We start from the raw sequence: 12,428 nt of genomic DNA, 5'->3' as shown, positions 1-12,428 counted from the left end.
TAATCAAGTTTATTAGTCACACTGATTAGTTTATTGGGTATAGCATAAAAATCATAAAACGTAAGGAAAGTGCTATGGAAAAAGCTTCGAACCTTGATAGTAAAATGTATGTGCTAGATACCAATGTATTGCTTCATGAACCCCTCGCGTATTTGTCATTTCAAGAACACCAAGTGGTTATTCCAATGACTGTATTGGAAGAGCTTGATCACATTAAAGATAGAAAACACGATGTAAGTCGCGATGCCCGAGTGGCCATTCGTGGACTTGATGGAGTGCTCAGCCAGGCCTCTCCCGAGCAAATGTTACAAGGGGTTGCGCTACCAAGTAATAAACAAGGGGGATTAACGGGAAGCTTACTGATTGTAAATGACCATTTATTTGCCGATTCTATTTCCGGCTTACCGGGCAATGAAAACGACCACCGCATTATTAATTGCGCGGTGCATTTACAAAATCAGCACAGTGATAAAAAAGTCATACTGGTTACTAAAGATATCAACATGCGCTTAAAAGCCAAAGGGGCGGGGCTTAAATATGTTGAAGATTACCGTACCGATCAGCTTATTGACGATATCGCCTTACTTACCAGCGGCTATAAAAAAATTACTGGTGATTTTTGGCAGCATGTTGGCGAGTGTAACACTGAGCAACACGGGCGTGAAACAGTCCATCATATCCCTAAAGATTTAATCCCAGATGTGTTTTGTAATGAGTATTTACTTGATGATGGCGATCAGTTTGCCGCTAGAGTCAAATCTTACGATGGTGAGCATATTACCATTAAAGATATTGGTGCAGAGCGACTAATGCATCAAAGCGCCTGGGGAATAAAGCCAAAAAATATTTACCAAGCAATGGCACTAGATGCACTGCTCGATACTTCTATTGAACTTGTTATTTTAACCGGCCCTGCGGGATGTGGTAAAACCTTACTCGCGCTTGCTTGTGCACTTGAGATGGTGATAGAAAAAGGTGTTTACGATAAAGTGATTGTAACCCGAAACACCCCTGAAATTGCGGAATCGATTGGCTTTTTACCTGGCACCGAGGAAGAGAAAATGGCGCCTTGGCTGGCTGCAATAACTGATACCTTAGAGGTGCTGCATAAAGGAGATGAGAATCCTGTTTCAAGCCGTAATTACATTATGGAAAAAGCCAATGTTCAGTTTAAATCGGTGAACTTTATGCGTGGGCGAAGCATTCAAAATGCGGTGGTGATTTTAGATGAAAGCCAAAACTTAACGGCTTCTCAGCTCAAAACCATTATTACTCGTTGTGGTGAAGGAACTAAACTTATTTGTACCGGAAATTTAGCACAAATAGACAGTAATTATTTAACCGCTGTTACCTCTGGACTTACCTATATTGTGGAGCGATTTAAGCACTTTGAAGGCGGCGCTACTGTTAATCTTAATGGTGTAGTAAGAAGTCGACTAGCGTCATTTGCAGAGGAGAATTTATAAGTGTTCTTTGGCTCGATAATCTACTATTTTATTATCGAGCCAAAAATTAAGTATTTAATCTAGGTGATTCATCGCTTATTAAAGCGCTTAATTACACGTCAACAGTTTGACGTTTAATTAATACGTATACCTAGCTTGTCAAATATCTACACATCGATCTTCAGAAAAAAGATATGAATTTATTTAAAGCTATGCCAGGTCTATTTAAGTTCATTACTTGTTCATATCTCGTTAGGCATTTTTGATAAATAATAAGCTTTGACTGTATTAAACAGTAATTGATACATTCTTTTTATAAGAGCGTACGTTATTAAATGTGAAGGGGTAACCATACTATTGAAATGGTACGCTTAGTGCATAGTTTAAAAGGGATAGCAGGAAATTTAGGTTTTAACCGATTATTATTGTGTGCTCAACACACTGAGCAAGTATTAAAAGCGGATGGCAAGCACGCTGCAGCTGCAATTAAATAATTAATAATACAGTTAGAGCGAGTGCAAATTTATATAAAAAGTTTAGATGTAAGCAATGATAAATAAAGCAAAAATATTAATTGTAGATGACGATGCGCTTAACCGAATCATTTTAGAAAGAACTTTAAGTGATGAGCATGAGGTTTACTTAGTGGCAAGTGGCGAAGAGGCGTTGACATTTGTTAAGCATACGCAGGTAGATTTAATTATTTTAGACATCATGATGCCTGGCATGAATGGTTACGACGTGCTGGTGGAACTTAAAGAAAGTAGCCTTAGCCATGCGATCCCCATTATTTTTATCTCAGCGAACAGCTCTCATGAAGACGAAGCAAAAGGTTTAGAATTAGGCGCAATGGATTACATTGTAAAGCCATTTTGTGCCTCAATTGTTAAAGTGCGTGTACGCAATCAACTACTTATTAAGCAAAAAAACGATTTATTAGAAATGCTTGCGTCTATTGATGGTTTAACAGAAATACCTAACAGACGTTATTTAGATGAAAATTTAGAGCGAGAGTGGCGAAGAAGTAAGCGTAATAACTCTTCCATGTGTGTATTGCTTATCGATATTGACCACTTTAAGCGCTATAACGATTGTTACGGTCATCGTGCTGGCGATGAGTGTTTAAAAGCTGTGGCGCAAACTCTAGCGGCGCAATGTGAGCGCGGCAGTGATTTTGTTGCCCGTTATGGTGGTGAAGAGTTTGTAGCCGTATTACCAGAAACCAATCAGCAAGGGGCTATTGCATTTGCTAATAAGTTACGTGAAGCCATTAATGATTTGAATATAGAGCACAACGCATCGTTAAATGCTTCACACATTACTATTAGCATTGGTATTGCCTCAAGTGAGAGCAGTCAAGCATACACAGAGAAGGCATTGCTAGAAGAAGCAGACTCAGGTTTATATAATGCTAAAAAGTCAGGGCGCAATGCGATTGAATTGGCGCCCATAGGAACATGTGAGCGTTTAGTTTGTCAGCATTGATAGTGCTGAGCTGCCAATCCCCACTAATTTGTCATTTTTAAATACTAATGGTGTGCATTCATCCTTGGTCATTTTTCCATCTGAATGAATGCTGTGTGTTGCGTAAAACAACACTTGGTAAACATCATCCTGTTTTTTTAATAATTCAGTGAAATTAGGTGTTTTTAGTTGGTTTAATACTGACTGATACGAGCTATCCATTGCCAGACCTGAAATGATTTCACGATTGTTTTTATGTGTGGCCTGCCAGCTTGAAGAACTATTGCCTGCCCAATGACCTTCTGCTTCGCCATCAGATACAGCGATTACACAACCCGTTAAAAAAGGAGCAGTTAGTGCAGCGATTAAAAGTGTTTTTTTCATTTTGTTATTACCCTGGATGATTAATTAAAAACAATATAGCAAAGACCAAGCCAGTTTTTAAATCCTTAAAAATCAATGGGTTGTTTTTGTTGTGTTTGGTGGGGTGGTGGCTTTTTTAAAATATAAATCTAAAAAGCCACTTTTTAGTAATTTTGACTAAGTTACTTTTATGGCATTAAACCAAGCGGTTACGCGACTCGTGTTGACTAAATGCTGCAATATTTAAACTCACTTCTTTTACTAAGCGCACGATAGATTCAGTGCTCGCCCACGCGATATGTGGGGTAAGTAGTAAATTATCACCCGTATAATTAGCCAGAGGATTAGTAAGCTCAGCGGGCTCTTTGGTCAGCACATCAACGCCGGCACCGGCAATAATATTGGCTTTTAATGCTTCTACTAAGTCTGCTTCATTGATTATCCCGCCGCGTGCGGTATTAATAATTAGCGCAGTCGGTTTCATCATTTTTAATTCATTAAGTGTAATTAAGTCGCGTGTTTCATCATTAAGTGGGCAGTGGACGCTAATAATGTCTGCTGTTTTTATTGCTATTTCAAACAGGGTGCGTCCGTCGCGACACGCTGCGCCTTTGCGCTCTGCAATAATCACCTCAGCGCCAAACGCTTCAGCTACTTTAGATACTGCATTACCCAAAGTACCTCCGCCAATAATAGCCAATGTTTTACCTTGAATGTCATTAAAGCTGTAATCAAGTCGACAAAACATGTCACTTTTTTGCCATGCGCCTTGCTGGCAATCCGCTTGATAGCGGTGAGTATTACCTAATAAGTTAGTGATCAACGAAAAGGTATGCTGAACAACAGAAGGGGTTGAATAACCGGCAACATTGGTAACTGCAATGCCTAAGTCTTTCGCGGCATCTAAATCAACATTATTAGTGCCAGTTGCACTGACACAAATGAGTTTCAACGATTTTAATTGTGTCATAGTGTCACGATTAATCACTACTTTGTTAGTGATTAACACCTCGGCATTTTGGCTATGTGCCAACACTTGCTCTGGGCTAGTTAGCTGATGCACGGTAAGATCTCCAAGTGCTGAGATACCATCAAGTGAGGTGTTTGCCAGTGTGGCGTTATCAAGAATTGTTATGTTCACGATGTGTCCTAATAGTGTATGTGTAAAAAGAATGATAATCCCAGTACGCGAAGTGCTTGTGTTAAAAAGAGTATCATCTATTTGAATATTATTGGGTTTATCAGATTGCGTTTACATTAGCAGTTGTAGAGCTATATTTAAATGTGGTCTGCCCACTGAGGGTTAACTTGCATGTTATTATGGCCAACTGCCTTGCTAAGTTAACTTGAACAAAGTGCAATTAGTAAGGTCTATCCATTTGAATTAATAATTAATAGCTATAGTTTATACACATGAGGCAGTTAGTCTGACAATAATGCTCAGTACTAAACTATAACGCTATGAAAACTCAGTAAATCGAACTTTAGTATTGCTAGTTTCGTACTTTTGCTTGAGTTATAATCAAAATCAGACATAACGGGACGTTTTAGCGTGTCGTTTTTAACTTTGTAGATGCAGTAAATGATTGAATTAGAAGATAAGTACGCAGATATAAGACCTTACAATGACGATGAAGTTGCCGCCTCATTAACGCGATTAATTAACGATAATGCGTTTCTTGATGTGATAGCAAAGTACAATTTGCCACGCTTTATATCCGCAGTTGGGTTTTTAGCACGCGCTATAATAAAACATCAGTTGCGTAAAAAGTGGGGCAAAGTTAAAACAGTTGAAGATGTACAAAACGAAGTGGCGCATTATTTAAATAAATTAGTAAGGCGCACCACATCAAACGTTACTTTTTCAGGTTTAGAGGCATTAGACCCTAATCAAGCCTATCTTTTTGTTTCAAATCATAGAGACATTGTACTTGACCCTGCATTAGTTAATTGGGGCCTTTATCAGCATAAAATGAAAACAGTGAGAATTGCGATTGGTGATAACTTATTGCAAATTCCTTACATTACTGAGCTTATGCGTTTGAATAAAAGCTTTATTGTAAAACGCTCAGCTAAAGCTCCAAAAGAGATGTTAAAAGCGTTGACTCAGTTATCGGCTTATATTTATGACTCGCTTAGTAGTGGGCATTCTATTTGGATTGCTCAAAAAGAAGGTCGGGCTAAAGACGGTGTAGATCAAACCGATCCTGCACTGTTAAAAATGCTACAACTAAATGGACGTAAACAAAAGAAAGAGTTTGGTGAGTACATTAAAGAGCTAAAAGTGGTGCCGGTTGCAATATCTTACCAATATGAACCCTGTGCAATAGCGAAGGCAAAAGAGCTCTATCATAAACAACACCATGGTAAATACGTGAAATCGGCGGGTGAAGATATTGCTAGTATTGTTGAAGGCTTTAGTTCAGCCAAAGGGCATGTGCACTTATCGTTTGGCCAGCCTATTCAGTCAGATTGCGATAGTGCAGATGAGCTGGCAAAAACCATTGATAAGCAAATAATTGATTCGTTTTATTTACACCCAGGCAACTATATTGCAGGTGGTTGTACTGAAGCGGTTATAAATAAAAATGATGCAGCACAATTTGCAGAGCGTTTAGCAAAAGTGCCAGAAGAATTAAGGCCTTTAGTACTAGCAATGTACGCTAAGCCCTACCATAGAAAAACACAAGTAGATGAACAAATCTGTGAACATTAATTAACAGTTTAGGCGTAGATAAAAGCAGCAATTAATTTGCTGCTTTTTTTTTAAACAAAAATAGCGCTATACTCAAGCTATACTTTTTTATACTGGAGGGTTTGATGCAACAAATTGAAATATTTGATATTCCTAGCCCTTGTAAAGGTATTTGCTTGGTTAATAATCGGGGTTACTGCAAAGGATGTTATCGCAGTCGTGATGAGCGATTTTCGTGGAATTCGTTGACCAATGCGCAAAAAAAGAAAGTATTGAGCCTATGCCAACAACGCTATAAACGTTATTTACAGCAAAAAAAGAAAGCTGCGCAAGCCGCTTCGCCAGCACAACAGCAAGGCTTTGATTTTTAAAATTGTAGTTTGTACTTTGATCTGAGTTTAGCGACCGTGCCATTGTTGTGTAATTTCTTAAGTGTAGCCTCAAGCTGTTGAGCAATACTCGCATGACTGATATGTAAATAATGATAAAGCGGGTAGGTAGCAACCACTTGTTTTTCATAACAGCCTAAAGCGGGAGGAATGGTTTTATTGGCCATCGCAAAATCAATCAGTAATGCAGCTTCTACTTTTTGCTGGATCAGTAAATTTAATTGAGTGGTATTATTTTTTACCTCAATAACCTTGCCTTGAAAATCAATACTGTCTAAATATCGCTGTTGTACAGGGTAGCTGGCTATAATGGCAACGCTATCCATTGTTTTAGTAGAGCTGGGTTCACAGTGCTTATAAAGCTCAAGATTAAATTTGAATAACGGATAGTTAACCCGAATTAAGTTTTTGTATGCACTTTCAATACTAATATCACGAGCAAGCTGCCCATCTAACATGCCACTGTTTGCTGCAAATAATGCATTTTGACGATTAAAATCGATAATATTTAATTTAAAGCCCATATCTGTATACGCTAATTGTAATAGCTCAATAGTATAATTTGCTTGCTGGGTGTTCTGCGGGCGATTAAATGTATAGCTGTAACTATGGCCAAATGACGAATTACTAAAAATTAAACCTATTAATACAAGCAACCCTTTACAGTATTTAAACACGTCAGCAGTTCCTGTCTATTGGGGCAAATGGATAGGCGAGTATAATAACAAATTGGCTGTCTTTTGCCCAGTTTCTAGTCATAATCTAGCAGAGCCTATCATTAACAATTATTGATACCCTTAGACTATTTAAAGTAGATTCTTTTTATTCATTATAGAGTTAGTTTATTATAAGTTTAAACGTATAATCTAAGTTTTATCAGGCCAGTAAAAGGGGGGAATATGAGTTATAACCTGTGTGATTTACCACGAGAGCAAAAATATCAGATTCAGCTAGATTACGAAGCTTCATTTTGGGCATATCAAATTAAGCGTGGCAAGAAAACGCGTGAGCAAGTTTATGATACCCTGCACAGTCGCCCAGTTGCAGAGCAAGGTTTTTTAAAGCAAAAGTTTGAGCAATATTTGGCACTTATGCTTAGTTAGGGTCTGCTTGCTATGATTGTTATTAAACAATTAGAATCAGTGAAAGCGCCTTTAATAAATAAGTTTTATACCTTATATAAAGTCCGCGGTCGCGCCAATAAACAAGACCAATTGTGGGTTGCTTACGATAACCACACTATTATTGCTGCGTGCCGCTTACAGCACAAACCGACTTTTTTATTTTTATCGACAGTTTTTGTGGCTCCTGCATATCGTTCCACTGGTGTGGCAACAAAGCTGCTAAGCACGCTTTTAAGTCAGCAAGCCGACGCTGTTTACACCTTCGCTTACCAACACATTACTGATTTTTATCAGGCACTTGGTTTTAACCAAGTGTTAACATATACTCCTGCATTATTAACGCTATTTGATGCATATAAGCACCGAAATATTATCGCATTGAAATATCAGCAACCCTAAATCAGTAATAGGAAACACATGGGCATCAGTATTAATAGGTTTATCACAGCCATGTTTGTGCTATTTATGCTCATTAGCGTTGCTGCAACAGCACAAGTAAAACGGCTATCACCAAGCGAAGGGTTATCTCAAAGTTACGTTAATACTATGCTTATCGATAATAATGGCTATTTATGGCTCTCTACCGAAGGAGGGTTAAATCGCTACGACGGCTATCAGGTTATTCCAATTAATGGCCCAAATGGTGAGTTAGAAGAAGCCATTATTGATCGCATATACCAAGATCCAGAAGGGCAAATTTGGATTGCTTCCTTATTAGCAGGGCTTTTTAGGTATGACCCGCAAACAGATACCTATCAGCAGTATTTAAAAAAACCAGTTACAGAAGAGCAAATTCTTCAGCAGTCTGTTTTTACCATGTTAGCCACAGATGATAAATCCTTGTGGGTTGGTCAAGGCAGAGTGTTTGCAAAACTTGATATAGCCAGTGGCTCTATTACTCCTTTATTTAAGCTGCCTGAGCAATTTGAAAATGCGTTTGTACGTACCTTGTTTCATTACAATGGTTATATCTTTATTGGCAGTACAGATGGTGCTTATGTATTTAATATTGCAACGCAACAAGTACGCCCCCTAGAGCATTTAAGCGAAACCGATGTACACATCTATCAAAACAATGTGAAGTCATTTGCACTGGGTGATAGTAATCAGTTATTGGTTGGAGCTGTTAAAGGCTTATATGCTGTTGATATTAGTAATATAGAGACATTGTTTAATAATAGTGAGCAGGCATTTACAAGTGAAAAGCTACTGGCTGACTTGAATGTTTGGGATATTGATAATCAGCAAGGGATTGTTGATTTAGCAACCGATAAAGGCCTGCTTAGTTTTAATTTAACTACCAAAATAGTGGTTAAAAATAAACGCATTCAACAAAGTAAATACACGCTTGCCGATACCAGTATTATTGATATGGTAAAAGATAAATCAGGTGGTATGTGGCTTGCGACTAAAACTGATGGTGCTTTTTATTTATCGGGTGACAACTATAAATTTTATAATGTAGAGGGCAGTGCTTTAGGAGGGGATGGATTTTCACATCACTCAGTCTGGGCAATTAAACAATTTCAAGATAAGTTATGGCTAGGTACTCATAACGGTTTAACGGCTGTTGATATAAAAAATAACACCTCAAGGGTGTATTTAAAAGATTATAAAGTTGATTTACTAACCACAGAATTTACCGTTTTCAAAATTATGCCTTATAAAAATAAACTCTGGTTACACTCAAACCGAGGACTGTTTATTTTTGACCCGCAAACCCAGCAGCTTACCCAACCTAAAACTGCCAGCCCCAAAAACCAAATATTTATAAACGATTGGATGCATGGTATTACCTTGCTAGAAAATGGTGATTTATATTTTGTTCACCCTGATCATGGCATGTTTAAATATAATGTTGATAGCCAGGTGCTAACTCCATTAAAGGGCGAGTTTTCTCAATTTGACCCGTTTTTAGCCTATGGCTTTTTACCGCCATTACCCTCAAAGCCGCAGAAGCCGTTATTTTTTAGCGGTGGAGTGTTATACCAATTTAACCCGGATGAGCGCAGTTTAAACACCCTTTATAAAGTACCTAAACACCATGACAATGTTGCAGTGAGCATTCTTTCGTATGTTGAAGATAGGCAAGGGATTCTGTGGCTTTCTTTATCTAACTTTGGTTTGATTGGAATTGATGCCAATAGCTATGAATTAGTGCATACCATTGATTTAGATAAAAATAAATTAGGCACACTATTATACGATATGGTGCTTGATGAAGAGGGAATGATTTGGATGAGTAGTCATAAAGGAATATGGCGATTAAACCCGAGCACCATCCATTTTCAGCAATTTACTACATCAGATGGAGTGCTTTCTGCTGAATTTAATAGTGGTGCTATGGCCAAATTAAATGACGGACGAATTGCCTATGGTAGCCTTAAAGGCTTTACTTATTTTGACCCTAAAGAGAATAAAAATAGCCAAGGTTTGTTAGATCACGTCAACATAACTCGCATTAACTTAATGTCTCGAGACTTGTCGCTTAACTTACAACAGCCATTAAAAAATATTACTTTAAATCATGATGATATAGGGCTTGAAATTGCATTTTCAGCGATGTCATTTAGTTTTCAAGATCGTATTGTTTACGAATATCAGCTCGACAAAGGTAAAAAAAGCTATACCCGTAATAATCGCGTGGTGTTTCCTAAATTAAACCCCGGTAGCTATCAGTTAAAAGTCTGGGCAAAGGATCCGTTGACGGGTGACTATACCCCGCCAGCGACGTTAAATATTAAAGTGAAATACCCATTATGGCGCGCCCCTTACTTTTTAGCTCTTTATGCTATTTTGTTATTCACAATAGTGACAGCTTGGGTAATGAGACGTAATAAAATACAGCGTATTTTATTAGCCGCACACAAAGAAAGCCAAGATAGCGAGGCACGTTTAAAGCTTGCGCTAGAGGGAAGTGAGTCGGGTGTTTGGGATTGGCAAGCGAGTCAGTTAAATATTTATCAGCCTAGATTGGTCAACGAGTTAGGTTATGAAGACGACTCAGTCAGTTTAGATGACTACTTAGATAAAGTTCATCCACAAGAGCGTGCCATTTTTAGGTTGGAGTGGTTAGAATTTTTATCAACCGACAAAGGATACTTTAACTGTACTTACCGACTACGTCATGCCAAAGGTCATTGGCGCTGGTACAAAGACTTTGGCAAAGTGGTTGAATGGGATGAAACAACACCGCAAAAAGTAGCGGGTACGTATACTAATATGACACGCGAAATGGTGTTTGAAGAACACGCTCGATTATTTACCGCCGCGTTTGAACAAACCCGAGATTGGGTATTTATTTTAGATAAAAACTTTAACATACGTGCTTCAAATAAGTCGCTGCAAACGGCTTTTGCTGTATCGGCAGAGCCTCGTTCAACTCGCTCGCTTAATTTAGGTTTGACTCGCAGTAGCTATTTTGACTATTTACGCATTATGCAAAAGCTTGAAGTAGGCGAGCACTTCTCATGTGAAGACACTGTGGTACTGGCTAATAAAGAGCAGCGTCATGTGTTAGTTAAAATAAGCGCTGTAGCAGATGAAAGTAAAAGGTTGAGTAGCTATGTGGTTATTTTAACGGATATTCATGCGCAGAAATCAGCTGAGAACGAGCTGCATCAATTAACTAATTACGATTCATTAACGGGCTTGCCAAATAGAACCTTGTTTAATGACCGAGCTGTGCATGCCATAGATCAAGCTCGTCGCCATCACAGCAAAGTTGCTTTATTACATGTAAATATAAAACGCTTTAAATACTTTAACGACTCATTTGGTACAGAAAGCGCTGATGAGATCATTAAGCTGGTGGCAAACCGCTTAAAAACAGCATTACGCCCCTGTGATAGCATAGCGCGTTTAGGTGGTGATGAATTTGTTATTTTAGTTGAAGACATTCAGCAAATAGAAGAAGTATTACTTATATGCACCAAGCTTATGGATTGCGTGAGTATAGACATTGCTATGAATAGCCAAAATGTAAATGTGCACCTTAGTATTGGTGTGGCGCTTTTCCCTGATGACGCTGCGCATTACAAGGCGCTGTTAAAAGCATCAAATGTGGCGCTCTATTATGCTAAAGATGGTTTAGAAGGGTGTTACAAGTTCTATAAACAAGAAATGAATCAAAGAGTTGAAAGGGCCCTGCATTTAGAGTCGCAATTGATCAAAGCGTATCACGAGCACGAGTTTTGTAATTATTATCAACCTATAATTAGTACATCTACACAAAAAACTGAGGGCTTTGAGGTATTACTACGCTGGCCTGAGAATCAACTAGCCAGTACTCAAGAGTTTGCAAATGTGGCTGAAAATATTGGTTTAATTACCAAAATTATGCTGCAAACATTTAAAAGAGCACTTGTACAGTTGGTGCGTTGGCGCAAGGTGAATCCCGATTTATATTTATCAATTAATTTATCGGCACTTGATTTTGAGTTTGCTGAGCTTATACCTGAAATTCGCCAAGCACTAAATAATGCAGCGCTGCCGCCCGAGGCTATTGTGTTTGAAATAACAGAGTCTATTTTAATGCGAGACTCAGACTATGCACTTAAAAATATGGATGCACTAAAGCAGCTCGGATGTAAGCTATACATGGATGACTTTGGAACAGGTTATGCTTCATTAACGTATTTAAAACGCTTCCCCATCGATGTATTAAAAATTGATCGTAGCTTTGTGCAAGATATTGGTATTGATTCGGATAATGAAGCGATTATTCAATCCACTCTTACTTTAGCCAGCAGTTTAGGTAAAGAGTGTATTGCTGAGGGGGTTGAAAGCGCACATCAATTGGCCTTCTTAAAAGCTCAAGGTTGCAGCTATTTCCAAGGGTACTTATTTAGTAAAGCTGTGCCTAAAGAGCAAGTACTTGAGCTTATTGAGCGCGATTGGCACCCTGTATTCTCACAAGCTTAAAGCGCCGTTTATTACATTATTTTTA

At 38.3% G+C, this 12,428-nt stretch carries 11 protein-coding genes; 8 read left to right on the top strand and 3 right to left on the bottom strand.

The features are described 5' to 3' along the window. Positions 1-74 precede the first annotated feature (74 nt). From ACNSN2_RS12500 to ACNSN2_RS12490, 3 genes are all read left to right on the top strand, one after another. Positions 75-1,466 carry a PhoH family protein gene (locus tag ACNSN2_RS12500; protein WP_010391619.1) on the top strand — a complete coding sequence of 464 codons (1,392 nt, stop codon included), beginning with the start codon at positions 75-77 and terminating at the stop codon, positions 1,464-1,466. Between the two features lie 341 nt (positions 1,467-1,807). Beyond that, entirely contained in the window at positions 1,808-1,939 is a 132-nt protein-coding gene (locus ACNSN2_RS12495) for an Hpt domain-containing protein (RefSeq protein ID WP_226916168.1), read from the top strand. Positions 1,940-1,994: 55 nt separating this feature from the next. Then, a complete protein-coding gene (locus ACNSN2_RS12490) occupies positions 1,995-2,930 on the top strand; it encodes a diguanylate cyclase (protein WP_055012511.1) in 936 nt (311 codons plus the stop codon). On the opposite strand, the gene ACNSN2_RS12485 is transcribed toward ACNSN2_RS12490, so the two are convergent. Next, on the bottom strand, positions 2,913-3,293 hold the full coding sequence (locus ACNSN2_RS12485) for a DUF3192 domain-containing protein (RefSeq protein WP_008113368.1): 381 nt from the start codon (positions 3,291-3,293) through the stop codon (positions 2,913-2,915). The genes ACNSN2_RS12490 and ACNSN2_RS12485 overlap by 18 nt on opposite strands. A 175-nt stretch (positions 3,294-3,468) precedes the next feature. Then, positions 3,469-4,413 carry a D-2-hydroxyacid dehydrogenase gene (locus ACNSN2_RS12480; protein ID WP_418607577.1) on the bottom strand — a complete coding sequence of 315 codons (945 nt, stop codon included), beginning with the start codon at positions 4,411-4,413 and terminating at the stop codon, positions 3,469-3,471. A gap of 441 nt (positions 4,414-4,854) precedes the next feature. Between ACNSN2_RS12480 and ACNSN2_RS12475 the strand changes: the two genes are divergently transcribed. Next, positions 4,855-5,988: a 1-acyl-sn-glycerol-3-phosphate acyltransferase gene (locus ACNSN2_RS12475; RefSeq protein WP_418607575.1), complete on the top strand. Its 1,134-nt coding sequence runs from the start codon at positions 4,855-4,857 to the stop codon at positions 5,986-5,988. Between the two features lie 104 nt (positions 5,989-6,092). Further along, a complete protein-coding gene (locus tag ACNSN2_RS12470) occupies positions 6,093-6,338 on the top strand; it encodes a DUF1289 domain-containing protein (protein ID WP_010391613.1) in 246 nt (81 codons plus the stop codon). Here ACNSN2_RS12470 and ACNSN2_RS12465 read toward each other — a convergent pair. Next, the gene (locus tag ACNSN2_RS12465) at positions 6,335-7,033 is read right to left on the bottom strand and encodes a transporter substrate-binding domain-containing protein (RefSeq protein ID WP_075169843.1); all 699 of its coding nucleotides are present in this window, start codon (positions 7,031-7,033) and stop codon (positions 6,335-6,337) included. The two genes, ACNSN2_RS12470 and ACNSN2_RS12465, sit on opposite strands and share 4 nt — an antisense overlap. Before the next feature lie 222 nt (positions 7,034-7,255). Between ACNSN2_RS12465 and ACNSN2_RS12460 the strand changes: the two genes are divergently transcribed. The 3 genes from ACNSN2_RS12460 to ACNSN2_RS12450 are packed head-to-tail and all read left to right on the top strand — an operon-like array spanning position 7,256 to position 12,403. Then, a complete protein-coding gene (locus ACNSN2_RS12460; protein ID WP_008113353.1) occupies positions 7,256-7,459 on the top strand; it encodes a DUF3283 family protein in 204 nt (67 codons plus the stop codon). 12 nt (positions 7,460-7,471) lie between these two features. After that, on the top strand, positions 7,472-7,879 hold the full coding sequence (locus ACNSN2_RS12455) for a GNAT family N-acetyltransferase (protein WP_010391610.1): 408 nt from the start codon (positions 7,472-7,474) through the stop codon (positions 7,877-7,879). A gap of 18 nt (positions 7,880-7,897) precedes the next feature. Continuing rightward, positions 7,898-12,403 carry an EAL domain-containing protein gene (locus ACNSN2_RS12450; RefSeq protein ID WP_109874121.1) on the top strand — a complete coding sequence of 1,502 codons (4,506 nt, stop codon included), beginning with the start codon at positions 7,898-7,900 and terminating at the stop codon, positions 12,401-12,403. Positions 12,404-12,428 lie beyond the last annotated feature (25 nt).

Origin of the sequence: Pseudoalteromonas sp. US3C1013 (assembly GCF_048401115.1) — a bacterium.
GTDB classification, from domain to species: domain Bacteria; phylum Pseudomonadota; class Gammaproteobacteria; order Enterobacterales; family Alteromonadaceae; genus Pseudoalteromonas; species Pseudoalteromonas undina.
This window is presented reverse-complemented; position numbering and strand designations above follow the sequence as displayed.